General features: G+C 68.3%; 24 protein-coding genes, 2 tRNA genes and 1 pseudogene. 21 read left to right on the top strand and 6 right to left on the bottom strand.

Features of this window, described 5'->3' with window-relative positions:
* The first annotated feature begins 8 nt into the window (after positions 1-8).
* From AC50YC_RS15775 to AC50YC_RS15745, 7 genes are all read left to right on the top strand, one after another.
* A complete protein-coding gene (locus AC50YC_RS15775; protein ID WP_494954246.1) occupies positions 9-1,364 on the top strand; it encodes a glutamate-5-semialdehyde dehydrogenase in 1,356 nt (451 codons plus the stop codon).
* 80 nt (positions 1,365-1,444) lie between these two features.
* A complete protein-coding gene (locus AC50YC_RS15770; RefSeq protein ID WP_494954245.1) occupies positions 1,445-1,684 on the top strand; it encodes a hypothetical protein in 240 nt (79 codons plus the stop codon).
* Positions 1,685-1,739: 55 nt separating this feature from the next.
* The gene (gene nadD / locus AC50YC_RS15765; protein WP_494954244.1) at positions 1,740-2,384 is read left to right on the top strand and encodes a nicotinate-nucleotide adenylyltransferase; all 645 of its coding nucleotides are present in this window, start codon (positions 1,740-1,742) and stop codon (positions 2,382-2,384) included.
* Positions 2,385-2,391: 7 nt separating this feature from the next.
* On the top strand, positions 2,392-3,801 hold the full coding sequence (locus AC50YC_RS15760) for a hypothetical protein (RefSeq protein ID WP_494954243.1): 1,410 nt from the start codon (positions 2,392-2,394) through the stop codon (positions 3,799-3,801).
* A 115-nt stretch (positions 3,802-3,916) separates the two neighbouring features.
* Entirely contained in the window at positions 3,917-4,318 is a 402-nt protein-coding gene (rsfS, locus tag AC50YC_RS15755; protein WP_354171040.1) for a ribosome silencing factor, read from the top strand.
* 139 nt (positions 4,319-4,457) lie between these two features.
* Positions 4,458-4,530: transfer RNA gene (locus AC50YC_RS15750), tRNA-Ala, on the top strand.
* Between the two features lie 209 nt (positions 4,531-4,739).
* A tRNA-Ala gene (locus AC50YC_RS15745) sits at positions 4,740-4,812 on the top strand.
* A gap of 91 nt (positions 4,813-4,903) precedes the next feature.
* Here AC50YC_RS15745 and AC50YC_RS15740 read toward each other — a convergent pair.
* Positions 4,904-5,407, bottom strand: coding sequence for a DoxX family protein (locus AC50YC_RS15740; protein ID WP_494954242.1), 504 nt, complete (start codon positions 5,405-5,407; stop codon positions 4,904-4,906).
* 86 nt (positions 5,408-5,493) lie between these two features.
* Here AC50YC_RS15740 and AC50YC_RS15735 point away from each other — a divergent pair, with 86 nt between their 5' ends.
* Positions 5,494-5,847: a zinc ribbon domain-containing protein YjdM gene (locus AC50YC_RS15735; RefSeq protein ID WP_494954241.1), complete on the top strand. Its 354-nt coding sequence runs from the start codon at positions 5,494-5,496 to the stop codon at positions 5,845-5,847.
* Positions 5,848-6,011: 164 nt separating this feature from the next.
* Complete coding sequence (locus tag AC50YC_RS15730; RefSeq protein ID WP_494954318.1) at positions 6,012-7,340, top strand: DUF2254 domain-containing protein; 1,329 nt, start codon at positions 6,012-6,014, stop codon at positions 7,338-7,340.
* Between the two features lie 184 nt (positions 7,341-7,524).
* On the opposite strand, the pseudogene AC50YC_RS15725 reads toward AC50YC_RS15730, so the two are convergent.
* Positions 7,525-8,283, bottom strand: a pseudogene (locus AC50YC_RS15725) (FAD-dependent monooxygenase); the annotation flags it as partial.
* A 321-nt stretch (positions 8,284-8,604) separates the two neighbouring features.
* Between AC50YC_RS15725 and AC50YC_RS15720 the strand changes: the two are divergent.
* From AC50YC_RS15720 to AC50YC_RS15710, 3 genes are all read left to right on the top strand, one after another.
* Positions 8,605-8,910, top strand: coding sequence for a DUF3040 domain-containing protein (locus AC50YC_RS15720; protein WP_494954240.1), 306 nt, complete (start codon positions 8,605-8,607; stop codon positions 8,908-8,910).
* Positions 8,911-9,214: 304 nt separating this feature from the next.
* Positions 9,215-10,444 (top strand): class I SAM-dependent methyltransferase, encoded by a 1,230-nt coding sequence (locus AC50YC_RS15715; protein WP_494954239.1) that lies wholly within the window; start codon positions 9,215-9,217, stop codon positions 10,442-10,444.
* A gap of 132 nt (positions 10,445-10,576) precedes the next feature.
* Complete coding sequence (locus AC50YC_RS15710) at positions 10,577-11,779, top strand: ROK family transcriptional regulator (protein WP_494954238.1); 1,203 nt, start codon at positions 10,577-10,579, stop codon at positions 11,777-11,779.
* A 34-nt stretch (positions 11,780-11,813) separates the two neighbouring features.
* Here the strand turns inward: AC50YC_RS15710 and AC50YC_RS15705 are convergent, their stop codons facing one another.
* Positions 11,814-12,011, bottom strand: a complete 198-nt coding sequence (locus AC50YC_RS15705) for a hypothetical protein (protein ID WP_494954237.1) — start codon at positions 12,009-12,011, stop codon at positions 11,814-11,816.
* Positions 12,012-12,161: 150 nt separating this feature from the next.
* On the opposite strand from AC50YC_RS15705, the gene AC50YC_RS15700 reads away from it, so the two are divergent.
* From AC50YC_RS15700 to metE, 8 genes are all read left to right on the top strand, one after another.
* Positions 12,162-13,157 (top strand): AAA family ATPase, encoded by a 996-nt coding sequence (locus AC50YC_RS15700; RefSeq protein WP_494954317.1) that lies wholly within the window; start codon positions 12,162-12,164, stop codon positions 13,155-13,157.
* A gap of 2 nt (positions 13,158-13,159) precedes the next feature.
* Entirely contained in the window at positions 13,160-14,083 is a 924-nt protein-coding gene (locus tag AC50YC_RS15695; RefSeq protein WP_494954236.1) for a DUF58 domain-containing protein, read from the top strand.
* A gap of 5 nt (positions 14,084-14,088) precedes the next feature.
* Positions 14,089-14,613, top strand: a complete 525-nt coding sequence (locus AC50YC_RS15690) for a hypothetical protein (protein WP_494954316.1) — start codon at positions 14,089-14,091, stop codon at positions 14,611-14,613.
* Complete coding sequence (locus tag AC50YC_RS15685; RefSeq protein WP_494954235.1) at positions 14,604-15,605, top strand: vWA domain-containing protein; 1,002 nt, start codon at positions 14,604-14,606, stop codon at positions 15,603-15,605. Before AC50YC_RS15690 ends, AC50YC_RS15685 begins: the two co-directional genes overlap by 10 nt.
* Positions 15,602-16,735, top strand: a complete 1,134-nt coding sequence (locus AC50YC_RS15680) for a vWA domain-containing protein (RefSeq protein WP_494954234.1) — start codon at positions 15,602-15,604, stop codon at positions 16,733-16,735. The genes AC50YC_RS15685 and AC50YC_RS15680 overlap by 4 nt, the downstream gene beginning before the upstream one ends.
* Entirely contained in the window at positions 16,732-17,508 is a 777-nt protein-coding gene (locus tag AC50YC_RS15675; protein WP_494954233.1) for a hypothetical protein, read from the top strand. The genes AC50YC_RS15680 and AC50YC_RS15675 overlap by 4 nt, the downstream gene beginning before the upstream one ends.
* Before the next feature lie 341 nt (positions 17,509-17,849).
* Positions 17,850-18,809 (top strand): methylenetetrahydrofolate reductase, encoded by a 960-nt coding sequence (locus AC50YC_RS15670; protein WP_494954232.1) that lies wholly within the window; start codon positions 17,850-17,852, stop codon positions 18,807-18,809.
* 28 nt (positions 18,810-18,837) lie between these two features.
* Positions 18,838-21,168 (top strand): 5-methyltetrahydropteroyltriglutamate--homocysteine S-methyltransferase, encoded by a 2,331-nt coding sequence (gene metE, locus AC50YC_RS15665; RefSeq protein ID WP_494954231.1) that lies wholly within the window; start codon positions 18,838-18,840, stop codon positions 21,166-21,168.
* 159 nt (positions 21,169-21,327) lie between these two features.
* Here metE and AC50YC_RS15660 read toward each other — a convergent pair whose 3' ends face one another.
* Both AC50YC_RS15660 and AC50YC_RS15655 read right to left on the bottom strand, forming a co-directional pair.
* Positions 21,328-21,834, bottom strand: coding sequence for a DUF2004 domain-containing protein (locus AC50YC_RS15660; RefSeq protein WP_494954230.1), 507 nt, complete (start codon positions 21,832-21,834; stop codon positions 21,328-21,330).
* Between the two features lie 63 nt (positions 21,835-21,897).
* Positions 21,898-23,793 (bottom strand): BCCT family transporter, encoded by a 1,896-nt coding sequence (locus tag AC50YC_RS15655; RefSeq protein WP_494954229.1) that lies wholly within the window; start codon positions 23,791-23,793, stop codon positions 21,898-21,900.
* 89 nt (positions 23,794-23,882) lie between these two features.
* On the opposite strand from AC50YC_RS15655, the gene AC50YC_RS15650 reads away from it, so the two are divergent.
* Positions 23,883-25,289: an aldehyde dehydrogenase family protein gene (locus tag AC50YC_RS15650; protein WP_494954228.1), complete on the top strand. Its 1,407-nt coding sequence runs from the start codon at positions 23,883-23,885 to the stop codon at positions 25,287-25,289.
* Between the two features lie 23 nt (positions 25,290-25,312).
* Here the strand turns inward: AC50YC_RS15650 and AC50YC_RS15645 are convergent, their stop codons facing one another.
* Positions 25,313-26,245: a LysR family transcriptional regulator gene (locus AC50YC_RS15645; protein WP_494954227.1), complete on the bottom strand. Its 933-nt coding sequence runs from the start codon at positions 26,243-26,245 to the stop codon at positions 25,313-25,315.
* Positions 26,246-26,429 lie beyond the last annotated feature (184 nt).

Below are 26,429 nucleotides of genomic sequence, written 5' to 3'. Positions count from 1 at the left end.
CTTGAAGGATGACTGAGGCACTGATTCCCAAAGCCGCTGAGAAATCCAACGATGCCCGGCAGGCAACCCCGAGCCCCGCAACAGAGAAGGCGCGTCCCTCGTCGGCCGACGTCGAGGCAGCCGTCCACGCCATCGCCGACCGTTCGCGCCAGGCCGCCCGCAGAATGGCCCGCGCCAACCGGGCCTGGAAGGACCGCGGACTCCGCGCCATCGCGGCCGCATTGCTGGAAAGTCAGCCCCGGATCCTCGCCGCCAACACCAAGGATGTAGCCGCCGGCAAAGCCAACGGCACCTCCGCTGCACTGCTGGACCGGCTCACCCTCACGGACGCCCGCATCCAGGGCCTCGCCGCCGCGCTGGAGAACCTCGCCACCCTGCCCGATCCTGTCGGCAACGTGGTCCGCGGACAGACCCTGCCCAACGGGCTCCGGCTGCGCCAGGTCAACGTTCCCATGGGCGTCGTCGCCGCCATTTACGAAGCCCGCCCCAACGTCACCGTGGACATCGCCGGACTGGGCCTGAAAAGCGGCAACGCCGTCATCCTGCGCGGCGGGACCGCCGCTGCGGCCACCAACGCCGCCCTCGTCGCCGTGCTCCGGGACGCCCTCGAATCGGTCGGCCTGCCCGCCGACGCCGTGCAGAGCGTCGACGAGTATGGCCGTGAAGGCGCCAACGTCCTGATGCGCGCCCGCGGCCGCGTCGACGTCCTCATTCCCCGCGGCGGACGGGAATTGATCCAGTCCGTCGTGACCAACGCCAAGGTCCCCGTGATCGAGACCGGCGAAGGCAACGTGCACATCTTCCTGGACGCCTCCGCCAACGAGGAGATGGCCGTAGAGATCCTGCTGAACGCCAAGACCCAGCGGCCCAGCGTGTGCAACACCGTGGAAACCCTGCTGGTCCACTCGGCGTCGACCGTGCTGCCCGCCGTCGCCGGGGCCCTCCGCGCCGCCGGTGTCACCCTGCACGCCGACGAACGGATCCGCGCCGCGCTGCCGGCCACGGTCGACTCGGTCCCAGCCACCGAGGAGGACTGGGCCACCGAGTACATGGACCTGGACCTCGCCGTGGCCATGGTGGACAGCCTGGACGACGCCGTCAAGCACATCCGCACCTGGTCCACCGGCCACACCGAAGCCATCCTGACCAATGACCTCGGCAACGCCGAACGATTCATCGCGGAGGTGGATTCGGCCGCCGTGATCGTCAACGCGTCCACCCGCTTCACGGACGGCGGCGAACTGGGCCTGGGCGCCGAGGTCGGCATTTCCACCCAGAAGCTGCACGCCCGCGGGCCGATGGGACTGACGGAACTGACGACCACCAAGTGGATCGTCCAGGGCGAGGGCCAGATCAGGGCCTAGCAACGCTGTAACATGGAACAGAAGTCCGGAATGGCGGGGATACCCGCCGTCGTCAAATCTTGAACTCACTAGGGGAGAACATGCTGTTGCAGCAGATCGCCACAATCGTCACCGCCGCTGGCGAATCGGGCCACGAGGAACTCGCGCCGCTCATTGCTCCGCCGCTGGTCGTTGGCGCCGTGATGTTCGCCCTGCTCATGGTCATGCTGTTCGTCACGCTGTCCTACTCCAACCTGGGCAGGCGCCACGAAGCCGTCGAGGAGCACGCGGACCCGCACCGCCAGCACCCGAACAAGCACGATCACGGCCAAGGGCACTAATATTTCCGCCATCGGGGAGCAGCGCGGCGCCAAGCGCCGCCTGCGTCTGGGTGTGATGGGCGGCACGTTCGATCCCATCCACCACGGGCACCTTGTCGCGGCCAGTGAGGTCGCGGCCAAGTTCGACTTGGACGAAGTGGTCTTCGTGCCCACGGGCCAGCCGTGGCAGAAGATGAACAAGTTGGTCAGCGAGGCCGAGCACCGCTACCTGATGACCGTCATCGCCACGGCCTCGAACCCGCGCTTCACCGTCAGCCGGGTGGACGTGGACCGGCCCGGACCCACGTACACGATCGACACGCTTCGGGACCTGCACACCCTGCGTCCGGACGCGGACCTCTTCTTCATCACCGGCGCCGACGCCCTGGCCCAGATTCTGTCCTGGAAGGACATCGACGAACTCTGGTCCCTCGCGCACTTCGTCGGCGTCACCCGGCCCGGCCATGTCCTGGACGGGATGGGCCGCAAGGACGTCAGCCTGCTCGAGGTTCCCGCCATGGCGATCTCCTCGACCGACTGCCGCACCAGGGTCGCGGCAGGGAACCCCGTGTGGTACCTCGTCCCCGACGGCGTGGTCCAGTACATCGCCAAGTACGGACTGTACGGCGGGGACCCGGACACCGGGGACACCTCCGCCGGCAATGGCGCCGCCCGCTATGACCGAAGCACCGAGATAGCCCAACCCGCCAGCACCGAATGAGTTTGCAATGAGTCAGGAACAGCCACCAATCCGCAGCCGCCGCGAACTGCGGCAGGCCAGAGATGAACGCCTGGAAGCGAACCAGGAGCCCGGTACCCCAGGTCCCGGAGCGGTTTCCCCTGCCTCAAAGATCCCTGGCTCGAATAGCCCCGCCACCCCGAGGCCTGGCAATGCTGTTGCCCCCGGCGGTGTTGCCCCCGGCGGTGTTGCCCCCGGCGGTGCTGCCCCCGGCGAGCCCACGGAGGCGGAGGTCACCGGCCGCCGCCGGAATCCTGGCCCCGTGGACTCAGTCCGCACGTCCGCCGGCTCGGAGCGGTCCTCGCAGGTCCGCGCCCGGGACCGCGCCACCCTGCGCACCATCAAGGAACTCGCCGAAAAAGAAGGCAATCTCGCCGGTGGCGGGCCGCCCACGCGGCGCCAGCTCCGGCTGCTGCAGCTGGCGGCCGAAACAGCCCCGGCAACTTCCGCCAACCTGATTGTCCCCGCCTCGCCACGGACCCGGGCGACCCCGGTCGTCCGTCAGCCCGGCGCCGCGGGTGCACAGGAAGCCGATGCCGCACCGGAAACCCCTGCCGGACCGGAAACGGCGGGTGCGCAGCCCGGCGTTGACCGCTCTGTCGCTGATGGCGCCAAAGCCCCCGGGCAGAAGACCGACGACGCCGGCGCTGCCGGCCGGGGCGGCCAAGGGCCCGCGGGCATGACCGTGGAACAGGCCCTCGCCGCGCGGGAGCTCCTGGCCCAGCAGGCACAAAACCAGCTGGCCAAAATGGAACACATCAACGCCACCGACCCGGACGCCGTCGACCCTGATGTGCTGGCGGAGCAAATTGCCCTGGCTGAGCGGGCCGCCGTGCTGAACCGCCGGGCGGCCGCGAAACTAAAACTGGCCGAGCAGAACAGCAAGCCCGAACCGGTGCGGAATGACCCGACCACGGCCAACAACCTGGCTATGGTCACACCCCTGGAATTTGTCCAGGTCCCCGGCGTGGAGCGGCCAGTCTTGAAGCGCCCTGCCACGTCCCACGTGCCGGTCGTCACCAACCCGGGTTCGCGGGTTGAGCAGCCCCGGAAGTCCGGCAATCGCCGTCCGGGTCCTTCCCGCCAACGGAGTGCGGGCAGCACAACCAGCCGCGCCGGAGTGCTGGCCCGAGCCGAGGCCGCCGCCCAGGCTGCCTCCTCACCTCAGGCATCGTCCCCCGTAGCCGGAATCCCTGCCCCACCCCAGTCTGACGGGGACTTCGCCGGCGGCTCGCCCGTCGCCGCGAACACCGCATACGGGCTCGACCCCCTCGACGCGGACACGGCCGGCCTTGGCCGGGCCCGGCGTCTGCGCCTCGTGCAGCTCGCGGTGCTGGTCCTTGGCGTCATGGCGCTGATCGCCGGCATCATGCTGATCATCACCGGCCTCTCCGGCTAGCCACCTTCGTTCCTGGCCCCACCGTTCCAACTGGCGGCCCCGCGCATTTCCGCTATACACGCTTTTTCACCCAACAAGCTTTCTCATAACAAGCTTTTCGCCAACAAGGAGTCCCGTGACTGCAACAGATTCAGCCATCACCACAGCCCGCCACGCAGCCCGAGCTGCCGCGGAGAAACTCGCCGAGGACATTATCGCAATGGACGTCAGCGAACGGCTGGCCCTGGCCGATATCTTCCTGATCGCCTCCGCGCCGTCCGAGCGCCAGGTCAACGCCATCGTGGACGGCATTGAAGACGAACTTTCCAAGTTCGAGCTCAAGCCGATCCGCCGTGAAGGACGCTCCGGCGGCCGCTGGGTCCTGCTGGACTACGGCGACATCGTCATCCACGTCCAGCACGAGGAAGACCGGGTGTTCTACGCCCTGGAGCGTCTCTGGAAGGACTGCCCTGTCGTGGACCTGCAGCTCGGGGACGACGCCTCCGCCAAGGCCGCTGCAGCCTCCGAAGCGGAGTAGCTGCGGGAGTACAACGGAATATGCCCGATTTGGAATTTTCCGAAAGGCTGTTCTAAGATATTTGAGTTGCTTCGGAGAGATCCGGACCAAACATCCGGAACCCAAAGTCTTGCTGACGGGTCCGGGGCAACGAAAATTCGGGGCTGTGGCGCAGCTGGTAGCGCACCTGCATGGCATGCAGGGGGTCAGGGGTTCGAGTCCCCTCAGCTCCACCGGATAATCCGCCGGGATCGCCAGATCCCGGCGGATTTTTTTATCCGCTGATCTGGTGGCCGGGCCTGCGGCACGGCAGGCCATCGGAAGTTTCCGGGAGCAGGCACCGGCGGCGTGTCGATTCGCGTGAACCGGAAATGTGGTTTAAGATAATCAGGTTGCTTCAGGGAAGATGGTCCTTCGCGGGAACGGTTTTCCAGGCAATTTCGGGGCTGTGGCGCAGCTGGTAGCGCACCTGCATGGCATGCAGGGGGTCAGGGGTTCGAGTCCCCTCAGCTCCACCGAAGTGGTCCTGCTCATTGAGCAGGGCCTCCTTTGTTTTGCGGAATGCCGACAAGTGGATTGCGTGGATGGCGGGAACCGTCCGCGTGCTCAGCCGTTGTGCTTGCCGGAGTTCCGGCTCTCCCGCCAGGCCCGCCAGGCGCCCGTGGACCACAGGGCCCACAGCACCAGAAGAGGCTGGAACAGCAGGCGGATTCCCCGGCTCAGGTCCGAATTGAGTCCGAACGAATCGGTGCCCGTGGCGAACTGGGAGATGTTGCCCGGGAAGACCGCGACGAAGAAGGCTGCGACTATCCAGCCGAGAGCCAGCCGCCAACGACTGAGCAGCAGCAGGCCCAGCCCCAGACCGATCTCCAGCAGGCCGGAAGCGACCACGACGAAGTCCACGTCCAGCGGCAGCCAGGGGGGCACCTGGGCGTAGAACGACTCACGGCTCCAACCCAGATGGCTGACACCGGCCAGGACCAGGAACCCGCCCAGCAGCAGCCTGCCGGCGCTCCGCAGCCCCGAGTGCAGCCGGGAATCCGCGGCCCGGGGCGGCACCGGATGGTGCGGTGGAACCGGACCGGGGGACTGAACTGGATTGTTGGCCATGCGGCGCCACCTTCACTCTGGGAGAATTAGCTTAGCAATCCGGCCTGGGCGGCCTTCGTTCCGCCTGCTCGACTAAAGTTGCGCACGTGAATGAGACCCTGCCTCCCTGCCCTGAGTGCTCCAGCGAATACACGTATGAGATGGGGGCGCTCCTGGTCTGCCCGGAGTGCGCGCATGAGTGGTCCCCGGCGGCGGAGCCGGAGCCGGAAGACCAGGAACCCCAGCCGATCAAGGACGCCGTCGGCAACATCCTCGCCGACGGGGACACCGTCACGGTCATCAAGGACCTCAAAATCAAGGGCAGTTCCACCGTGATCAAGGTCGGCACCAAGGTCCGCGGAATCCGGCTTGTGAACGGCGTGGGCGACCACGACATCGACTGCAAGGTGGACGGCGTTGGTCCCATGCAGCTCAAATCCAGCGTGGTCAAGAAGATCTGACCGGGTCCTGGCCGGCACGTCCGCTGGCATGGCCGGGTCTCATGTGCCACGGGCGGTCGTTTGGCCTCGGGTGCGGAGCGTGTTAGACATGGCTCAGACCCAGTCCTCCCACGCGAGTAGGAACTTATGGCTGAAACGCCTTGGATGCCCCCCGGCTGCAGCCGATGAACGGGCGTGCCGCACGATGGAAAGATGCGCTGCGCACCCAGCTATGGCCCCTCCCGGCGGCAGCAGTCGCCCTGGCCGTTGCCCTGGGAACGATGGTGCCCGCGTTGGATGCGGCTGTTGACGGCCAGTTGCCTGAGGGTATCGCCGTACTCCTCTTCAGCGGTGGACCCGAGGCGGCCAGGGCGGTCCTGCAGGCCATCGCCGGCTCGCTCATCACCGTTACGTCCCTGACGTTCTCCCTGACAGTGGTCACGCTGCAGCTGGCCAGCAGCCAGTTCTCGCCACGGTTGCTGCGGACCTTCACCTCGGACCGGTTCGTCCACGTTACGCTGGCCCTGTTTTTGGCTGCGTTCTCGTTCTCCCTGACCGTCCTTCGAAGCGTCCGGGATGAGGGCACCGGGGACGAGGCATTTGTCCCTGAAATCTCCGTCACCATAGCATTCGTGCTGGCCATTGCCAGCGTTATCGGCCTGGTGCTCTTCCTGGCACACCTCACCCGGGAAATCCGTGTGGAGACCATGATGCGTCGGGTCAACGTCGAAACGCAGGACACCATGGACCGCGTCTTTCCCCAGGACCGCCCGGGCCCGGGGGCAGAACCGGAACCTGTTCCAGCGGCGATCCTTATCGAGTCCGCCCACTCCGGATTCCTGACGTCAGTGGACAAAGCATCGCTCGTGAAGGCGGCAGCCGACGCGGGGGCAGTCATTCGGCTGGACCGTGAACCGGGAAGCTCCCTGGTCAAAGGCGTACCCTTCGCGACCGCATGGCCGGACACGGCCGGGGCAACCTTCACACCTGCCATCCGGGACGATCTGGGCACCAGCGTCAACGCCGCCGTCGCCACCGGGTTTGAACGCACCAACGTCCAGGATGTCGGATTCGGTTTCCGCCAACTGGTCGACGTCGCCGCGCGGGCACTTTCCCCGGGCATCAACGACCCCACCACGGCAGTGCACATCATCGGGCACCTCTCCGCGCTGCTCTGCCGGCTGGCGGAGAGAAACCCCGGCCCCGAGCACCTTGCCGACGACGAGGGGCGGGTAAGGGTGGTCCTCGCACTGCCCAGGTTCGAGGACCTCCTGGATATGGCCATGAACCAGCCCCGGCTCTACGGTGCAGCGGACCCCGACGTCGCCGCGCGTCTCCTGGGTCTTCTTCAGGAGCTTTCCTGGTGCGACCGGAACGGCCGGTACCGGACGGAAATCCTGGAGCACCGGGGACGGATGCGCGCGGCCATATACGCTGGAAAATATTCACCAGCCGAACGGCAGCATCTGCTGGACCTGGCATCTGCAGTGGGCTCCACCCGGCCCTCCGGCTGAGTTTCCTCGGCGTGTCTCTCGCCGGCACGAACCATTGGGCGGCCGATACGCCGGCTTTCTGGCGTTCCGCCACGATGGGGCGCAGCCGTGTTTCGAAGGACGTGAGGGCGCTGCTGATCCCGGAGTGTTGTTTCAGTTCCTCAGCAAGGAGATAGCCAGCGGCCATCCCCAGGGAAGCGCCCTGGCCCGCCAGGAGGGACACCGCTGCGGCGGCATCGCCGAGCAGGACCACCCGGCCCGTGTGCCAGCGGGGCATCCTGATCTGGGCGACCTGGTCGTAGTAGACATCGTCGGGGCAGCGGTCAAGTGCAGCGGGACAGATCCAGCCGAGGTCGCGGTATCTGGATCTCAGCAGGGCCCGAGGGTCATCCGGGAGGGCGGGGTCGTCTGTGCGGTGCACGGCCATCACGGTGATTCTGCCGTCACGCAGCCGGTAGAAGAACATGGCCTCATTGCGGGTGTCGGTGACGGCGAACCGTGCTCCGATGCGCTCGGCGAGTTCCGGGTCGCTGAAGGAGTAGGCGCCAACCTGGAAGCCAAGGTAGTGGAAGAACTCTTCCTCCGGGCCGAAAACGATCGCCCGGACTGCGGAGTGGATACCGTCCGCGCCGATGAGCAGATCCACGTCCTGGACCTGTCCGTCATCGAAGGCTACTGTCACCGCGTCACGGCTCTGCCGGACGGCGGCAACGGTACGGCCGTAGTGAAGATCGACGGCGGCGGGCAGTTTTTCGCGGATGGCCAGTTCCAGGTCCGGGCGGAGGATGCTGGTCAGCTCGCCCCTGACAACCTCGGCGAACCGGGAGAACGGCAGGCTCGCCCGAGCCTCACCATTCCGGCCAACGTAGTCCAGCCTCTGGATCTGGTAGCCAAGTTCACGGAGCCGGGGGATGATGCCCAGGCTGACCGCTGCCTGCCACCCGGGGCCGAAGAAATCGATCATGAATCCCTGCGGGCGCGGCCCCTCCGCCTGGTCCACCACGAGCACCTCCCATTCGTACCAGGGGTGTCATAGCCTCAGTGTTCCCGTGCCCAGGCAATCCGGCAAGCGACCCCGGGGATGCGGGGCTCCTTGTTCTTCTCGCAACCGGGACGCCCCCTGGCCCCTGCACAGCCGCAAGACGGGCCTATGGATAGTGTCCGGGAACAGGCAGATAATAAAGGCAAGCACCGTGCCGTACCCGGCCGGTGCCCATGGCCGGGGAATCGGCGCCCTTACCGGTTCGGGGTTCCCTGCCGCACTTCCGGGGGAGGAAAAGGTCCTGTGCCACTGTCCGACGAAGAGCGCAGACGCCTTGAAATGCTCGAACAGGACCTGGCCGCCAGCGATCCGGACCTGAACCTCGAACTGCAGTCCGGACACCCCCGCGGTATGGATGCGCGCGCGGTGTTCGGTATTTTGGCCGCGTTGGCCGGTTTCGCGCTGATCATCGCGGGGATCATCACGCAGTTCACGATCATAGGCGTTGTCGGCTTCGCGCTGATGGGCGCGGGTGCTCACTGGTTCCTCAGCGGCCGCCGCCCGCGCGATGGTTCCGGCTACCCGTTTTTGACCTCAGGAGGGCCATGAATAAGTCACCGTCCCCAGGACCGGGCAGGCGGGGACACCGGCGGCGGCTGTGGGGAGCGCTCGGCGGCATTACCGGATGGATGGTAGCAGCCCCCGGCCGCGCTATAGAGGAAGATGGCTAGCTGGAGGCAAGAGCAGCGAGGCTCAAGGAATCCCAGAACGCTGAATAGACTCGGCCGCTGCACCGATCCTCCTTTCCGGCCCCGCAGCGGCACCGGGATTCAGTGCGGATCAGGATAAGTTTGCAGGGGTCTTCATTTCCGAGGTCCGAACAACCTGACTCACAAAAGGCGGCAGCTCGCGCGTGGCGGACACCAATCTTGATTCCCTCTTCTCCCGGCTGGGCAGGTACCCGGACGTGGAGGCGGCCAACCTGCAGGCCTGGGACGCCACGGACAGGCTCCTCCTGGACACCGCCGCCGACCTGCTGGCTGCCGGTGTCCTGCATCCCGGAAGCCGCCTGGCCGTTGTGGGGGACCGTTACGGTGCGCTGACCCTTGGCGCCCTCGCACTCGGCGACGCCAGCCCCGGGGCGCCGTCACTCGGCGACGCCGCCTCTGACGGCTCCGTCGCTGGCGGCTCCGTCAGCTGGGCCGCTCCGGTCCGGGTGCACCAGGACCTCATCACCGGTGAGCACGCCCTCCGCCGCAACGCCGGGATGATCGGCGTCGCCGGCGGCTTCGAACAGCTCCCCCTGGGAGCCGGGCTCCTGTCCGGGGCCGGTGTGGTGCTCCTTCAGCTGCCCAAGTCGCTGGCGGAGCTGGAGGAGATTGCCGACGCCATCGCCCGCCACGCCGCACCCGACGTTGTGCTGCTGGCCGGTGGCCGGGTCAAGCACATGAGCCTGGGCATGAACACCGTGCTGGAGCGCCACTTCAGCGAGGTCCAGCCCCAGCGGGCCCGGCAAAAGTCCCGGATCCTGCTGGTCCGTGGACCCAGGCCCGCCACCGGCGCCCCGCCGTTCCCGGTCACCGGGGTCAACGCCGAGCTGGGCTTGACCGTGTGCGCCCGCGGCGCCGTGTTTGCCGGCACCGGGCTGGACATCGGCACCCGGTTCCTGCTGGAGTTCCTGCCCCGGATGCCTTCGGCGCGGCACGCGATCGACCTCGGCTGCGGCACCGGGATCCTCGCCGCCATGTACGCCCGCGGCAACCCCGGGTCCCGGGTCACGGCCACCGACCAGTCAGCGGCCGCCGTCGACTCCGCCAGGGCGACAGCGGAAGCCAACGGCCTCGCGGGCCAGGTCAGCGTCCTCCAGGACGATGCCATGGCCGCGCTGCCGGATGCCAGTGCCGATCTGATCCTGCTCAACCCGCCCTTCCACGTCGGAGCCGCGGTGCACGCCGGGGCCGGCCTGAAACTGATCGAGGCGGCGGGGCGGGTCCTCGCGCCGGGCGGGGAACTCTGGACGGTGTTCAACAGCCACCTGCACTACCAGCCCGCGCTGCAGCGGTTGATCGGCCCGACCCGCGAGGTCGGCCGAAACCCGAAATTCACGGTGACCGCCAGCATCCGAAAAACCCACGAAGTGTGAAGCGGGGCGTGTGGGCGGTCACAGGAGCGTAACGTACGATTCTGAGATAAGCAGTGCAGCCAAAGACGTTTAGGGGTATCAGTGACTGAGATCCGCCAGCCATCGCCGAGGCGCGGAACCAATTTGCCCCGTATGGGGGACTTCAACCTCACGGTAATCCTCGATGCCATCCGGCGTTCCCCGGCCGGCCTCAGCCGGGTGGAGCTGGCCCAGATCGTCGGGCTGTCCCCGCAGACGATCTCCAATATCTCCCGCCGGCTTCTGGACCAGGACCTGATCTATGAGGCCGGCAAGGAAGGCACCGGACCGGGCAAGCCGCGGACCATGCTCAGGCTCAAGTCCTCCGGAATGTACGCCGTGGGCGTCCACCTGGATCCGGCCGTGACAACGTTCGTGGTGCTGGACCTGGTTGGAGCCGTGGTGAGGCATACCCGGATCAAGACCCCGGGAGGCAGCGATCCAGGGGCCGTCATCGACACCATCGCCGCCGAAATCAAGCAACTCGTTTCGGAGTCCGGCGTGGACCCGGCCCGGATCGCCGGCCTGGGGATCGCCTCGCCCGGACCGATCGACCTCGAGGAGGGCACCGTCGTCGACCCTCCGCTGCTGCTCGGCTGGGACCGCGTGCCGCTCCGCGACGCCCTGGCCGCGGCCACCGGGCTGTCCACCATCGTGGACAAGGACGTGACGAGTGCCGCCGTGGCGGAGACCTGGGCGGGCGGTCCGAGCGGCGCCGGCAGTTTCGTTTTTATGTACATGGGCACCGGAATCGGCTGCGGGATCGTGCTCAACGACGAGGTGGTGCGCGGCACCTCGGGCAACGCCGGGGAGATCGGGCATATTATCGTTGATCCGGACGGCGCACCCTGCGACTGCGGGCTGCGCGGCTGCGTCAAATCCACCTGCATTCCCCAGGTGCTGGTGGCCCGGGCCGTCGAAGCCGGGGTCCTGGACGGCCCCGTCGAAGCAGCGACGGGGCCCGCCATCCAGGAGAGCTTCGCCGCACTGTGTGCCGCCGCCTCCGCCGGCGACGCGAGGGCGGAGGAGATCATCGACCACTCCGCCGTTCTCGTTGCCCGCGCCGTCTCGACCGTCACCAATGCCCTGGACGTGGACCGTGTGGTGTTCGGCGGACCGTTCTGGACCTGCCTCTCGCAGCGGTATCTCGAACGGATCCCGGAGCTGGTGCGGGAAGGCAGCGCCACCCGGAAGATCCATGAAATCGAGGTGGTCGGCACCGGTGTCGGCGAGGATGTCGGCGCGATCGGGGCCGCCTGCCTCGTGCTGGAACACACGCTGGCACCCCGCTCACAGCGCCTCCTGCTGGAGGGCTAGAGCCGGCCGGCGGGCCGGTCCCGGGGCCAAGGCGTCAGTCGATGTCCTCGATGACTGTGCCGAACGGGATCGACTCGTCCAGGTGCGCCTGGTGGTCATGAGGGTGCACCACCACCCGGACACCGTGCGACTTGTCTGCTGCGGACTGCATCAGTATGGGCCGGACGGTGTTGATGAAACTCTCGCTTTTGCCGGCGAGATACTCCTGGTAGCTGGCTGGAAGCTGGATCATGGCAAAAGGATAGTCCTGCGCGGGAACAATGGGGAGTGCTCGCCGTTGCCGGGTTTCCCGGCGCGGGCTTGGATAGGATGGCCGTTGGCTGCCGCTGAGGCAGGCCGCCGCCGCAGACCAGCTATAGGGGGATTTTGAGTGCTTCAGACTATGGCCGCCGCACGGCTTGAACCGGCGGAACTGGCGCGGGCGCAGCAGACCCTGGCGGCCATCTCCCGCAGCTTCGACGCCAAGGTGGTGGGCCAGGCCAGGCTCCGCGAATCCCTCCTGATCGGACTCATGACCGGCGGGCACATCCTGCTGGAAAGCGTCCCCGGGCTGGCGAAAACCACCGCCGCACAGACCGTGGCCGAGGCCATCAGCGCGGACTTCCGCCGGATCCAGTGCACCCCGGACCTGCTCCCGAGCGACATCGTCGGGACCCAGCTCTACGACGCCGCGAAGGGTATCTTCGTAACCCAGCTTGGCCCGGTCCACGCCAACATCGTCCTCCTGGACGAGATCAACCGCTCCAGCGCGAAGACCCAGAGCGCCATGCTCGAGGCCATGCAGGAACGCCAGACTTCCATCGGGGGAGTGGTGCACCCGCTGCCCGCCCCATTCCTGGTGCTGGCCACGCAGAACCCGATCGAGCAGGAAGGGACCTATCTGCTGCCCGAGGCCCAGATGGACCGCTTTATGCTCAAGGACGTGCTGGATTACCCCACCCCGGACGAAGAAGCGGAGATCATCCGCCGGATCGACGCCGGCGTGTTCACTCCGGAGCAAAAACCCGCCGCGGCTGCCTCGCTCCACGACGTCAGTGAACTTCAGGGCGCCGTCCGGCGGGTCTACCTCGACCCGGCGATCGTCCGCTACATCGTGGGCCTGGCCCTCGCCACCCGCAACGCCGCCGAGTACATCGACGCGCGGCTGGCCGGCTTCATCGAGTTCGGCGCCAGCCCCCGCGCCAGCATCGCCTTCAGCCAGGCGGCCCGCGCGGTGGCACTGCTGCAAGGACGGGACCACGTGATCCCCGAGGACGTGAAATCGCTGGCCCACCGCGTCCTGCGCCACCGGCTCATCCTCGGCTTCGAGGCCGTCGCCGAGCAGGTTCCGGTGGAGACCGTGATTGACGCCATCGTCGGCGCCGTCCAGACTCCCTGAGAATGGCGAGCCACCTCCAGCGCGTAAAGTCCAAGCTGTCGATCTTCGCCCACCGCAAGGCCCGCGGCCTGCTCGAGGGCCAGTACGGCTCCGTCTCCCACGGCCGCAGCCTGGACTTCGAGGACCTCCGCGCCTATGTGCCCGGCGACGAGGTCCGCGACATCGACTGGAAGGCAACCGCCCGGCATGGTTCGCCCTTGGTCCGGCGCTACCTCGCGGTCCGCCGGCAGACCCTGCTGCTGGTCACCGACACCGGCCGCAACATGGCCGCCGAGTCCCGGGACGGCGAGCCGAAAAAGGACATCGCAGTGCTCGCCCTGGGCGTCGTTGGTTATCTCGCGCACCGCCATGGCGACGCCGTCGGGCTGGTCTGCGGCGACTCCGGCGGATCCCGTGCGCTGCCGGGCAAGGCCGGCGAAGCGCACCTGGAACGGCTGCTCAGCGAAGTCCATGACACCACCTCCCTGGACGCAGCGCCGAGCCGGCTCGAAACCCAGCTGGACTACGTGGCCCGGAACTTCTCCCGGCGGATGCTGCTCCTGGTGGTGGCCGATGAACTCCTGCCGGATGCGGAGACGGACCGGCTGCTCCGCCGGCTGCGTGCCCAGCACGAGATCCTGTGGCTGACGGTCCGTGACGCCGAACTGCTCGGCGCCACCGCCCGCGCCGACTCCTACGACGTCGCCGGCACCCCTGCGGAACCGCGCGCGGGGAATCCCGCGGGAGCGCGGTCCGGGCTGCTGCCGGGCGGGCTGGCGGAGTCCGCGGCCATCGCCGGGGCGTACGCGCGGGCCCGGGACGAACGCGACGCGGCGCGGCAATCGATGCTGCGCCGGTTGGGGATTGCCGAAGCCGACGCCGGCAGCACCCGCGACGTGATCCCCGCCGTCTTCGCCCTCCTGGCACGGCACCGGCGGGGCCGGTGACTGGGATGGACGGTGACTTCTTCGGGCCGCTGGAGTACAGCGTCTGGTTCCCGTGGGCGGCCCTGGGACTGCTGGTCCTCGTCGCGGCCTGGTACGGCTACGTCTTCCGCAGCACCCGGCGCCGGCCCGCCGGACGGCAGGCCGTGGAAGCCCCGGCGCCTCCCGCCGCCGTTGCCGCGCCGGATCTGGCCCGGCTCCGGCGGGAGTACCTGGAGCGCATCGACGCCGTCGACCGTGAGGCCGCGGCCGGCGCCCGTTCCAGCCGTTCCGCGCACCAGGAACTCAGTTTGCTGATCCGCAGCTTCGTCCGCGACGCCTCCGGGATGGACGCGACGCGGATGACCCTGGCCGAGCTCCGGGCGGCGGGCGCGATGGTCCCGGTAGGCGCGGCAGGCACGGCGGCGCACGGCGTCCCGGCCGCGGCCGACGCCATCGCGGCCCTGTACCCGGCGGCGTTCGCCGCCGGACCGGCGTCGGGCGCTACAGATGCAGCGCGGACCGCGCGGGAAGTGGTCCGTTCATGGAACTGATCTTCTGGTGGATCCTGCCGGCCGCCGCCGTGGCGGTCCCCGCGGTCTGGTTCCTCGGGCGGCGGCGCCACCTGGCCCGCGCTGCCCGGCGCCGTCCGGTCGCCCACAGCGACCGCCTTACGGCGCTGCCGGAGTACCAGGCGGCGCTGCGGAATCACCGGAACCGGCTGCGGCTGCTCGCTGCCGCCGGCACCGTGCTGATGGTGGCCGCGGTCGTCGCCGCCGCCCGCCCGGCAGAACGCAGCACCGTCCGGCCCGAACAACACAAACGGGACATCATCTTGTGCCTGGACGCCTCCGGCTCCATGAACAGCGCCGATGCCGCCGTGGTGGACGTCTTCGGCCGGCTCGCCCAGGAGTTCGACGGCGAGCGGATCGGCCTCACGGTCTTCGACAGCAGTGCCGTCCAGGTGTTCCCGCTGACCGACGACTACGCCTATGTCCAGGACCAGCTGCAGCAGGCCAAGAGCGCCTTCGACGGAGCCGGCAGCGGCAGCTTCCTCGACGGGACGTGGAACGGCGAGGGCTCCTCGCTGATCGGCGACGGCCTGACATCCTGCCTCCAGGGCTTCCCGGCGGCGCGCGAAGGGGAGGAAGCCGGGCACCGCGCCCGTTCGGTCATCCTGGCCACGGACAACTTCCTGTCCGGCACCCCGCTCGTCACCCTCCCAGAAGCCGGGGCCCTGGCTAAGGACCGGGACGTGCGGGTCTTCGCCTTGAACCCGGGGGACTACGACTTCGGCCCGGACGCCGGCGCGGAACAACCCGGCGCCCGGCTGCGCAGCCTGGCGGAGGGCAGCGGCGGCGCGTACTACGCCCTCGACAGCCCGGACGCGGTTCCCGGCATTGTCACCGGGATCGAGGCCACCCAGGCCGCGGCGTTCCGGGGCGCACCCCGGGCCGTGGTGTCCGACCGCGCCGAGGTTCCGCTCGCCGTGGCCCTGCTGGCGGGACTGGTCCTCGCCGGAGCATCGTGGAGGCCCCGGCGATGACGTTCAACCCCATACTGTCCTGGTGGGTCATGGGCCCGCTGGCCGCCGCCATCGTCCTGGGCCTCGGCTGGGTCCTGTTCCGCGCCCGGCAGCAGCACGCGCCTTCCGGGGACGCAGGGATCCGCGGCTGGCTCTTCCGCGGCGGCCTCGTGCTGCTACTGCTCCTCGCCGCCTGCCGGCCCGGCATTCCCGGCGGCACCGTGCAGGCCGCTGCCACGGACCTGAACGTGTTTTTTGTGGTGGACACGAGCAGCAGCATCGCCGCCGAGGACCACACGTCCGCCGGGGGCCAGACAGGAGCGGGCCAGGCAGCCGGCGTGCCACGGCTCGACGGCGTCCGGGAGGACGTCCGGGCCATCGCCCGGGAACTCGGCGGTGCCCGCTATTCGCTCATCAGTTTCGATTCCGGCGCCACAGTGCGGATGCCCCTGACCGCCGACACGTCCGCGCTGGAGACCGCGGTTGCCGTGCTGGGTCCCGAGGTCACCGACTACTCGCAGGGCAGCAGCGTCACTGCGGCCCGGCTGGTCCTCGCCGAACGGCTCGCGACCGCCCGGGACCGCCACCCGGAACGCCCCCGGCTGGTGTTCTACTTCGGCGACGGCGAACAGACCAGCGCCGCCCCACCCCAGGCCCTGGGGATTGACGGCGCCCTCGTGAGCGGCGGCGCCGTCCTCGGCTACGGCACGCCGGACGGCGGCCGGATGAAGGAAAACAGCGGAGACCCCAGCCGGCCTGCCGGGACGTACATCCGGGACCCGACCACCGGCGCCGATGCCGTCTCCCGCCTGGACGAGGACCGCCTGCGGGACCTGGCACGCCAGCTCGCGGTGCCCTATCTGCACCGCGCGGCCGGGGATGCGGCGGCCCCGATGCTCCAGCAGGCCACGCCCGGCACCCTGGTGCGCACAGGTGTTGCACTGGACGGCAGGACCGAACTCTACTGGCTGCCGGCCTTCGCCGCGTTCCTGCTGGCGCTGCGCGAAACCCTGCTGGTGTCCGGCCAGCTCAGGGAGCTCCGGCCCGCCAGCCGGCCCGTCCTTCGCCCCGTCCGCCGGGCATCCCCCAAGGCGCCACCGGAGGCACTACCGGAGGCGCTGCCGGCCGCCCGCCGGGGGCAAGGCACATGAGCGTCCGACGCCGGAGCCGGCTGCTGCTGTGGTCCGCGCTTCCCGTGCTGCTGGCACTGTTGCTCGCCGCGAAACTGCTCAGCGCCGCCTGGTTTTCCGGTCAGGCGGGCGGCGCCTTTGCCCGGGGTGACGCCCCGGCAGTGGAGTCGGCCGCCGCGGTCCTGGGCATCGCGAACTTCCTCGAGCCGCACAAGGCACCGTTCGCGGCCGGGGACGCCCTGGCGCTCCGCGGCGACTACACCGCCGCGCGCACCGCATTCGAGGCGGCCCTCGATGTGGCCCCGCCGGCCGACGAATGCCGGGTGCGGGCCAACCTGGCGCTCAGCATCGAACGGCTGGGCGACACCGGCAGCGGCGGAGTCACAGCTGGCACCGACGGCGACGGCGACGGCAGCGGCGGTGACGGCGCGGGCGAGGGCGTCCGCCTGCTGGAGGAAGCCCTGGCCGTGGTCAGGGCCGCGCCCGCCGGCTGCTTCGGCGCCGACAGCGCCGACAGCGAAGCGGGGGAGAGGCTGCAGCAGGCCGGGCAGCGGCTGGAGGAAAAAATCGAGCGGTTGCGCGGCGAGGCTGAACCGGGCGACGCCGCCGAACCCGGACCGGAAGCCGGACCCGAAGAAGAGGGCGGCGACGAGTCGGGGAACGCTCTCGACCCGAAGCTGGAGCAACTCCGCGAGGCCGCACTGTCCGCCCAGCGGGAGCGCAACCGCGGCCTGCAACGGGAGGAGTATCTCAACGGCACCAGCTCCGGACCGCTCACGGACAGGCCCTGGTGACCAGCCGGGCGAAGAATATTCTGTGCCGGAATGAAATATGCCGTAAAGCTGCGTCTTAATTCGGGGGACAACTTGAACCGCCTCCCGGGTGGACCGTAGAGTTCTATCCAAGTTACCTCAGTAACGTGTCAGCGATCCTCCGTTCACGGCCAGCCCCACGGCGGCCCAGGAGGGTGTGGGTGCCCCCATGTGGGCCTGACATTTGCTCACGGACAACTTCGTATCAGGCGTAACAGTCGCGGCTGCGTCCTGCTGGAGTTTCCTCCGTGTTCCCCAAACTCAATTCACCGACGGCCTCCGTTTTCGGGCACAGCTGTCAGTGTTCACAGCCAAGGACGCAAATGTCTCCACCAAGCCTTATTGACACCCATCCAAATCTTGCCGGCACGGCCCCTGTCGCGCTGTCCTATGAACTGTTCCCGCCGCGGTCGCCCGCTGCCGCCGAATCGCTGTGGACCACCATCGGCGAACTGGAAGCCACAGACCCGGACTACGTGTCCGTGACCTACGGCGCCAGCGGCTCCAACCGGAACACCGCCGTCGAGCTCATCAACCGCCTCGTCCAGGAAACCACCCTGCGGCCGCTGGCGCACCTGACCTGCGTGGGGAACTCCCCGGAGGAACTCGCCGAGATCATCGGCGAGCTGCTCGACGTCGGCGTGCGCGGCATCCTGGCCCTGCGCGGCGACCAGCCCAAGGACGGTGTGGCCCCTCCCGAGGGTTCGCTGCGCTACGCCCAGGATCTGATCGAGCTCATCCGCCGCGTCGAACAGCGCCGCTCGGCGCTGCTCTGCGCCGGCAAGGTCGCGGTCGGCGTCGCCGCCTACCCCACCCGGCACCCGGAATCCCCGAGTGAGGCGCACGACGTCGAGGTGCTGCTGGCCAAGCAGCGCTCCGGCGCCGACTTCGCCATCACCCAGGTCTTCTTCCACACCGAGCAGTACGCGGACCTGCTGACCCGGGCACGCCGGGCCGGGGTCACCATCCCGATCATCCCGGGCGTTATGCCGCTCACCAGCCTCCGCCGGCTCGCCCGGCTCAGCGAGCTGACCGGCGTCGAACCGGACCCGGTCCTGATCGAACGGCTCGCCGCCGCGGAGACCGACGCCGACCGCACCCGGATCGGGATCAGCGCCACCGTGGACCTGGCCAACGCGGCCCTGGACGCCGGCGCCCCGGGACTGCACCTCTACACCTTCAACGAACACAGCGCCGCCCTCGACGTACTGGACAAGCTCGCCCTGCCCCGACCGCGCCGCAGCCATCAGCGCTCGGCCGGCCGCCGCCAGCTCGCCAGCTAACCACCCACGAAACGCTTAGGACTTTCCCATGACTGTAAAGAACACCCCCTTCCCGGCTGCCTCGATCCTCGGCTACCCGCGCATCGGCCGCCGCCGCGAACTCAAGAAGGCCGTGGAGGCCTACTGGGCCGGCAAGATCGACGCCGCCGCCCTCGACGCCGCCGCCAAGGAGATCCAGCTCGGCACCGCCCGCCGCCTCCAGGGCCTGGGCCTGACCGAAGCCGCCGCCGTTCCCGGCACGTTCTCCTTCTACGACCAGGTGCTCGACGCCGCCGCCCACCTCGGCGCCGTGCCCGCCCGCTTCGGCAACCTCCTGAACGCTGAGGGCCAGCTCGACATCGACGGCTACTTCACCCTGGCCCGCGGCACCAAGGACCAGCAACCGCTGGAAATGACCAAGTGGTTCGACACCAACTACCACTACCTCGTCCCCGAAATCGGCCCGGAGACCAGCTTCTCGCTGACCTCCAACCGCATCGTCGAGGAGTTCGACTACGCCCTCGCCAACGGGGTCCAGACCCGCCCGTACATCGTCGGCCCCGTCACTTTCCTGCTGCTGAGCAAGGCCTCCGACGACGCCCCGGCCGGGTTCAGCCCGCTGTCCCGCCTCGAGGACGTGCTGCCGGTCTACACCGCACTGCTGGAGAAACTGGCCGCCGCCGGCGCCGGCTGGGTCCAGCTCGACGAGCCCGCCCTCGTGGTGGACCAGGACACCCCCGCCGCCCAGATCCAGGCCGCCGTCGCCCGCTCCTACGAGGTGCTCTCCGCCGCCGCCAACCGCCCGCAACTGTTCGTCTCCACCCCCTACGGTGCGCTCAACGGCCAGCTCGGCACGCTCGCCGCGACGGACATCGACGCGCTGCACCTGGACGTCTTCAAGGGCGCGGTTCCGTCCGCACCGGCGCTGGCCGCCCTGGGCAACAAGACCCTGGTTGCCGGCGTCGTGGACGGCCACAACATCTGGCGCAACGATCTCGCCGCCTCCGCGGAGAAGATCGCCGAGCTGCAGAAGTCGGTTGCCAAGCTGGCGGTCAGCACCTCCACCACCACCGCGCACGTCCCGCACGACGTCGATGAGGAGACCCAGCTCTCCGCGCAGCTGCGCAGCTGGCTGGCCTTCGCCGACCAGAAGGCCACCGAGGTCGTTACCCTCGCCGGCCTCCTGACGGACCGGGCGGCCGTCCAGCCGGCCATCGATGAGGCCACGCGCATCATCGCCGACCGCGCCGCAGCCGACGGCGTCCGCCGCGCCGAGGTCCGGAACCGCACCGCCGCCCTCACCGCCGCCGACTTCAGCCGCTCCGACTACGGAGTCCGCGAAGCCGCGCAGACCGAGGCCCTGCACCTGCCGCCGCTGCCCACCACCACCATCGGCTCCTTCCCGCAGACCGGCGAAATCCGCACCGCCCGGGCCCGCGCCAACAAGGGCGAGCTCAGCACCGAACAGTACGGACAGCTCATGAAGGATGAGATCAAGCGCGTTGTGGAGCTGCAGGAAGAGCTCGGCTTCGACGTCCTCGTCCACGGCGAGCCCGAGCGCAACGACATGGTCCAGTACTTCGCCGAGAACCTCGAAGGCTTCGACGTCACGGTGCACGGCTGGGTCCAGTCCTACGGCTCCCGCTGCACCCGCCCCTCGATCCTCTGGGGCGACGTCACCCGCAGCGCCCCCATCACGGTGGAATGGGCCAGGTACGCGCAGTCCCTGACCAACAAGCCGATGAAGGGCATGCTCACCGGCCCGGTCACGATCCTCGCCTGGTCCTTCGTCCGCGATGACCAGCCGCTCGGCGAGACCGCCAACCAGGTGGCCCTGGCCCTCCGCGACGAAATCGCCGACCTCGAAGCTGCCGGCATCAAGGTCATCCAGGTGGACGAGCCTGCCCTGCGCGAGCTCCTTCCGCTGCGCAAAGCCGACCAGGCCGCGTACCTGGACTGGTCCGTGAAGTCCTTCCGCCTTGCCACCGCCGGCGCCGGGGACGCCACGCAGGTCCACACGCACCTGTGCTACTCCGAGTTCGGCGCCATCATCGATGCGATCGACGGCCTCGACGCAGACGTCACCTCGATCGAGGCCGCCCGCTCCCGCATGGAGGTCGTCCACGACCTGGAATCCCACGGCTTCGGCCGCGGCGTGGGCCCGGGCGTCTACGACATCCACTCCCCGCGCGTCCCGGGGGAGCAGGAAGTCACCGAACTGCTCAGCACCGCCGTCAAGCACGTCCCGTCCCGCCAGCTCTGGGTCAACCCGGACTGCGGACTGAAGACCCGCGGCTACGCCGAGACCGAAGAGTCCCTGCGCAACCTGGTCCACGCCACGAAGACGGTCCGCGCCGAACTGCTGGAAGCGGCCAAGTAGCCCACAGCTGACCTGAGGATCAGCTCAGCCAACGAGCTGCACCAACGACGGCGGCCGGCCCCCCTCAAGGGTGACCGGCCGCCGTCGTGCGTTCTACTCACCGATTGCTGAGCAGCGGCCCTTTTGAACGCTCAGAAGGGCCGTTGCGGAGCAGTCGATTCAGGATTCCCAGAGAATCTCGTCGTCCACGACGCCGTCCTCGTCCGCGGACGCCACCAGGACCTCGTCGGAGAAATGCTGGCCGAGCGTGAAGTCCAGGACGAAGTAGCGCTCCGGCTGGCCGGGGAAGATGCCCACGTGGCCCAGCTTCAGCGCCTTGAGGAAGACCGCGTCGGTGAGCTGGCTCTTGTCCTCGACGCCGAAGACTTTCTTCAGGTGTTCGTCCTTGATCGCGTTGCAGTGGAAGTGCCGGTACTCCTGCGGGCTGGTGCCGTCCTGCTCCAGTTCCTCGGCGATCATTTCCCTGACCTGGTCCACGAGTTCGGGCAGGAAGCGCAGCCGGTAGTCAACTTTGTGCATAGCCGCTTCGTCGAAGTGGTCATGCGCGTTGACATTCAGGTCAAGCTCCACGGTCTGGCCCGCCAGTTCATGCTTGGCGGTGAAACTGTGGTCCCTTCCGTGGTTGAGTTCAACCTCTCCGAAGTGCTTGCTCGCTACCTTGTTCATACCTTCAACATAGTCCTCAAAACCGGCCCATTCCAGCATTCCGGCGGTCTTTGTCTGGCTGGCTTACCACCGGCTCGGCGTTGTGTCGCCGCGATCCGGGACGTCCTGGACGTCCTGGGACGCCCGGGGATCATGGTCCACAACGTTGTCAACGTCGGCGATCAAGACGCCGTCCGCTTCAGCGTTCTCAACCTGCAGCGCCCGCTCGGAGGCGTGCCTGGGCCTGTGCGCGGAGGCCATGACGGTGTCCACCGCGGCGGTGGACGGCTCGGGGCTTGGCATGAACTCCTCGGGTACGGCGGTACCGGTCGGGGCGCCCCGGCGGCGGAGCATCTGCATCCAGCGGGGACTGCTGCCAAGGATGCCGTGGTCGGCGAGCTCCTCAACCTCCAGGTTGTAGAAGTCGCCGATGTGATCGACCAACTGGGCGCGTCGGGCCCGTTCGTAGGCCCGGCGCTCCCTGCTGAAGGCGATGATGGTGGCCCAGCAAATCAGCAGCATGATGACGCTGAACGGCAGGGCGATGATGATCGCCGCCGTCTGGAGCGCCACCAGCCCACCGGATATCAGCAGCGAAATGGCCAGTATGGCGGTGATGAGGACAAAGAACGTACGTACCCGCTTCTTCGGGTTGACCTGCCCGCCGGTGGCGATCATGCCCATCACCAGGGCGCCGGAATCCGAGGAAGTGATGAAGAAGACGGCAATCAGCAGGATCACGCCGACGGTCAGGACCGGGGTGCCCGGCACATAGGAGAGCATGCTGAACAATGCGCTGGACACGTTGACGCTGCCGTCGGGTTCCAGGAGGTTGCCGCTCCCGCTGAGCTGCACGGCCAGGGCCGTTCCGCCGAGCACGCTGAACCAGAGAACGCCGATCAGGGTGGGCACCAGGATGACTCCTGCGACGAACTGGCGCACCGTCCGGCCGCGGGAAATCCGCGCGATGAAGATGCCCACAAACGGGGCCCATGAGATCCACCAACCCCAATAGAAGGACGTCCAGGAGGCCTGCCAGGCCTCCCCGGCTTCTCCGCTGAACGCATTGACATTGAAGGAAAGACTGACGAAGTTCTGGATGTACGCGCCCATGGACTGCACGAATTCGCGGAGCAGGAACGTGGACGGTCCGAAGACCAGCAGGTACATCACCAGCATTCCGGCGAGCACCAAGTTGATGCTGGAAAGCCATTTCATGCCTTTGGTCACTCCCGAGAGCACAGAGAGCAGCACGAAGAAGGAAATCACGATGATGATGATGATTTCGGACCCCTGGCTGGGCTGCAGCAGGTTGATGCTCTCCAGCCCGGCGCTGATTTGCAGGACGCCCAGGCCCAGGGATGTTGCCACGCCAAAAAGGGTGCCGACGAGGGCGATAACATCGATCACGTTGCCCCACGCGCCCTGTACGCGTTTGCCCAGGAGCGGTTCCAGGGCCCAGCGGATGGACACCGGGCGCTTGCGCCGGTGGATGGCGTAGGCGAGGGCGAGTCCGATCACCACGTAAATCGACCACGCATGCACGCCCCAGTGCAGGTAGGTCTGGCTCAGCGCCTGCTGCGCGAGCTGCGCGGGAGTCCCGGAGACCCCCGGGCGCGGAGAGGCGAAGTGGCTGAGCGGCTCGCCGACGCCATAGAAGACGAGGCCGATTCCCATGCCGGCGGCAAACAGCAGCGCGAACCAGGCCATCAGCGAGAACTCGGGCCTGTCGTCGTCATGGCCCAGTTTGATGTCTCCGAAACGGCTGAATCCCAGAAACAGACTGAAGGCCACGAAAAAGGTGGTGATGAGGACGTAATACCAGTTGAAGGAATTGACGATGTTGGCCTGGATGGCACCAAACATCGCTTCGGCGGTTGCGGGAGCCACAAGGGCAAACGCCGCAAAGAGCGTCACAGTCACGGCTGCCGGCCAAAAGACCCAGGCTTGGACTATGCGTGTCTTTGTGTGGTCAGCCATTCCTCAAGGCTACGCGCCGAAGCGAAGGGGCAGCGGACAGTCTTTTTCAGACTGTCGGATATCGGGCCCGGTGCCGGTACATTAAGCGGATGCAAACTGTTGCCCCCGCCGTCGCCCGCGCCCGAGCATTTTTCGACAGCGGCGCCACCCGCCCGCTGGCCTGGCGGCTGGAGCGCCTCGGCAGCCTGCGCCGGATGCTGGCCGAGCGCCGGACGGAATTCGCCGAAGCGCTGGCCAGCGACCTGGGCAAGCACGCCACGGAATCCCTGCTGACAGAAATCGGCTTTGTCACCGCCGAAGCCGCGCACCTGGAGAAGAACCTCGAGGCGTGGCTGCGGCCGCGCCCCGTCGCCGTGCCGCTCGCCGTCCAGCCCGCCAAAGCCTGGACCGAACTCACACCGCTCGGGGTGGTGCTGGTCATCGGCCCGTGGAACTATCCGCTGCAGCTGTTGCTCGCCCCGCTGGCCGGCGCCCTCGCCGCCGGCAACACCGTGGTGCTCAAACCGAGCGAACACGCCCCCGCCACCTCGGCGGCGCTGGCCCGCTGGATCCCGGAATACCTGGCCGGCGCGGCGGAGGTGGTCGAAGGCGGCATCCCGGAAACCACGGCCCTGCTGGCAATGCGCTTCGACCACATCTTCTTCACCGGAGGGGAAGCGGCCGCCAAGGTGGTGCTGCGCGCCGCGGCGGAGCACCTGACGCCGGTGACCCTGGAACTGGGCGGCAAGTCCCCGGCCTACGTCGACTCCACCACCGACCTGGCGAAGGCGGCCAAGCGGCTCGCGTGGGGCCGGTTCATGAACGCCGGTCAGACCTGCGTGGCGCCGGACTACATTCTGGCGACCGAGGACGTGCTGGTTCCACTGGAGCGCGAGCTGGTCACGGCCATCGGCGGGCTCTTCGGCACGGACTCCTCCCGCAGCGAGTCTTACGGCCGGATTGTCAACGACCGGCACTTCGCCCGGATCGCGGCGCTCGCCGACGGCAGCACGGTCGTGCACGGTGGCGAACGGGACGCCGCCAGCCGGCACTTCGCCCCGACCCTGCTGCGCCCCGCCCCCGGAGACACCGTGATGGGGGAGGAGATCTTCGGCCCGCTGCTGCCGCTGGTTCCGGTCGCCGGGCGGGATGAGGCCATCCGGATGATCAACGACGGCGCCAAGCCACTGGCGCTGTACGTGTTCAGCAACGACGCCGGCACCCGCCGGGCGTTCGCCGAACGCACCTCCTCGGGGGCGCTGTGCTTCGATGTCCCGGCGGCGCACCTGATGGTTCCGGGGCTGCCCTTCGGCGGTGTCGGCGGCAGCGGCATGGGCGCCTACCACGGGGAGCATTCGCTGCGGACGTTCTCGCACGATCGGTCCACCCTGGCCAAAACGTTCCGGCCGGACACCCTGGAGCTGATCTACCCGCCGTACACAAAGACCAAGCACCGGATCATCAGCGCCCTCGCCGGCATGGGGACCGGGCTCCGCAGGCGTTTCCGCCAGCGCTGACTCAGCCCTGCCTCAGCCCTGCCTCAGCCCTGGCGCGGGACCGCCCGCTTCAGGGCCGGGGAGTTGAAGGTGTCGGCCAGCAGTTCGACGAAGAGCTGGACCTGGGCGGTCTGCTTCTCATTGATCAGCAGGGCAAAGACGTTGCGGGCCAGCCGGATCTCGGGAACGTCCAGCACCACCACCCCGGCCGGGCGGTGCAGCAGGGCAAGCTCGGGAACCAGCGCCGCGCCCAGCCCGGCCGCGGCCATCTCGAGGCTCGCATGGAAGTCATCGCTGTACGCCACCACCCGGGGGTGCAGGTTGCAGCTGGCGAAGAGCCGCTCGATCACCGTGGCGTCGGACGTGCCCGGGTGGTGCACAATCCACGGCATGTCGGAGAGGTGGTCCGCCGCGACCTTCGACTCCGTGCCGATGCCCCAGGCCGCCGGCAGCACCACCCGGAAGTCGTCGTCGCCGATCCACTGCCGGTTCACGGTGTGCGGCCACGCGAGGCCTGACTGCCCCACCTGGTAGACCAGGGCGACGTCGAGTTCACCGCCGGTGCGCAGGCCCTGGATGGTCTGGGCGGGCTCGGCCACGGAGACCCGCAGGTCGATGCCGAGTTTCTTCCAGGCCGGGTTCGCCAGGATCCGCGGCAGCACAAAGGTCGCCAGGCTGGGGAAGATGCCCAGCCGGAGCTCCTGCCGGGTGGTGTCCCCGGTGCGGGAGGCCGCCGCCATGAGCGCGTCGATGTCCGTGAGGACCTTGGCCGCGTGCCGGGTCATGACCAGGGCCGCTTCGGTGGGCTGGATGCTGCGGGCCGAGCGCTGGAACAGTTCGACGCCGGTGTCACGTTCCAGCGCGGACATCTGCTGGGAAACGGCCGACGCCGTGTAGCCCAGCCGGGTGGCGGCCGCCGCGAAGGATCCCAGCCGGGTCACTTCGACGAGGGTCCGCAGATGGACGGGGTTAATCAAGGGGCTGCCCTTCGCAGTTTCCGGTGAGGCGGGACCGCAATCCCGCTTCATTCTGGCACATTGGTTCGAAGCGAAAAGCTGGAAAGTCGCACTCATCCGTCCGCCCTTCGGCGACGAATTGCCCATAAGACGATTCACCCGGACGATCCAAGCAATCGATGTACCAGCTAACAGGAGCAGATCA

Source organism: Pseudarthrobacter sp. MDT1-56 (genome assembly GCF_059383555.1).
This window is presented reverse-complemented; position numbering and strand designations above follow the sequence as displayed.

What these genes read in the sequence shown, in the direction of transcription:
- AC50YC_RS15690 (WP_494954316.1), top strand. Translation starts at nt 14,089, where the DNA reads ATGGACGGTGACTTCTTCGGGCCGCTGGAGTACAGCGTCTGGTTCCCG.
- AC50YC_RS15700 (WP_494954317.1), top strand. Translation starts at nt 12,162, where the DNA reads ATGGCCGCCGCACGGCTTGAACCGGCGGAACTGGCGCGGGCGCAGCAG.
- AC50YC_RS15680 (WP_494954234.1), top strand. Translation starts at nt 15,602, where the DNA reads ATGACGTTCAACCCCATACTGTCCTGGTGGGTCATGGGCCCGCTGGCC.
- AC50YC_RS15760 (WP_494954243.1), top strand. Translation starts at nt 2,392, where the DNA reads ATGAGTCAGGAACAGCCACCAATCCGCAGCCGCCGCGAACTGCGGCAG.
- AC50YC_RS15685 (WP_494954235.1), top strand. Translation starts at nt 14,604, where the DNA reads ATGGAACTGATCTTCTGGTGGATCCTGCCGGCCGCCGCCGTGGCGGTC.
- metE (WP_494954231.1), top strand. Translation starts at nt 18,838, where the DNA reads ATGACTGTAAAGAACACCCCCTTCCCGGCTGCCTCGATCCTCGGCTAC.
- AC50YC_RS15770 (WP_494954245.1), top strand. Translation starts at nt 1,445, where the DNA reads ATGCTGTTGCAGCAGATCGCCACAATCGTCACCGCCGCTGGCGAATCG.
- AC50YC_RS15660 (WP_494954230.1), bottom strand. Translation starts at nt 21,834, where the DNA reads ATGAACAAGGTAGCGAGCAAGCACTTCGGAGAGGTTGAACTCAACCAC.
- AC50YC_RS15730 (WP_494954318.1), top strand. Translation starts at nt 6,012, where the DNA reads ATGAACGGGCGTGCCGCACGATGGAAAGATGCGCTGCGCACCCAGCTA.
- AC50YC_RS15740 (WP_494954242.1), bottom strand. Translation starts at nt 5,407, where the DNA reads ATGGCCAACAATCCAGTTCAGTCCCCCGGTCCGGTTCCACCGCACCAT.
- AC50YC_RS15710 (WP_494954238.1), top strand. Translation starts at nt 10,577, where the DNA reads ATGGGGGACTTCAACCTCACGGTAATCCTCGATGCCATCCGGCGTTCC.
- AC50YC_RS15695 (WP_494954236.1), top strand. Translation starts at nt 13,160, where the DNA reads ATGGCGAGCCACCTCCAGCGCGTAAAGTCCAAGCTGTCGATCTTCGCC.
- AC50YC_RS15655 (WP_494954229.1), bottom strand. Translation starts at nt 23,793, where the DNA reads ATGGCTGACCACACAAAGACACGCATAGTCCAAGCCTGGGTCTTTTGG.
- AC50YC_RS15675 (WP_494954233.1), top strand. Translation starts at nt 16,732, where the DNA reads ATGAGCGTCCGACGCCGGAGCCGGCTGCTGCTGTGGTCCGCGCTTCCC.
- AC50YC_RS15670 (WP_494954232.1), top strand. Translation starts at nt 17,850, where the DNA reads ATGTCTCCACCAAGCCTTATTGACACCCATCCAAATCTTGCCGGCACG.
- AC50YC_RS15775 (WP_494954246.1), top strand. Translation starts at nt 9, where the DNA reads ATGACTGAGGCACTGATTCCCAAAGCCGCTGAGAAATCCAACGATGCC.
- AC50YC_RS15650 (WP_494954228.1), top strand. Translation starts at nt 23,883, where the DNA reads ATGCAAACTGTTGCCCCCGCCGTCGCCCGCGCCCGAGCATTTTTCGAC.
- AC50YC_RS15705 (WP_494954237.1), bottom strand. Translation starts at nt 12,011, where the DNA reads ATGATCCAGCTTCCAGCCAGCTACCAGGAGTATCTCGCCGGCAAAAGC.
- nadD (WP_494954244.1), top strand. Translation starts at nt 1,740, where the DNA reads ATGGGCGGCACGTTCGATCCCATCCACCACGGGCACCTTGTCGCGGCC.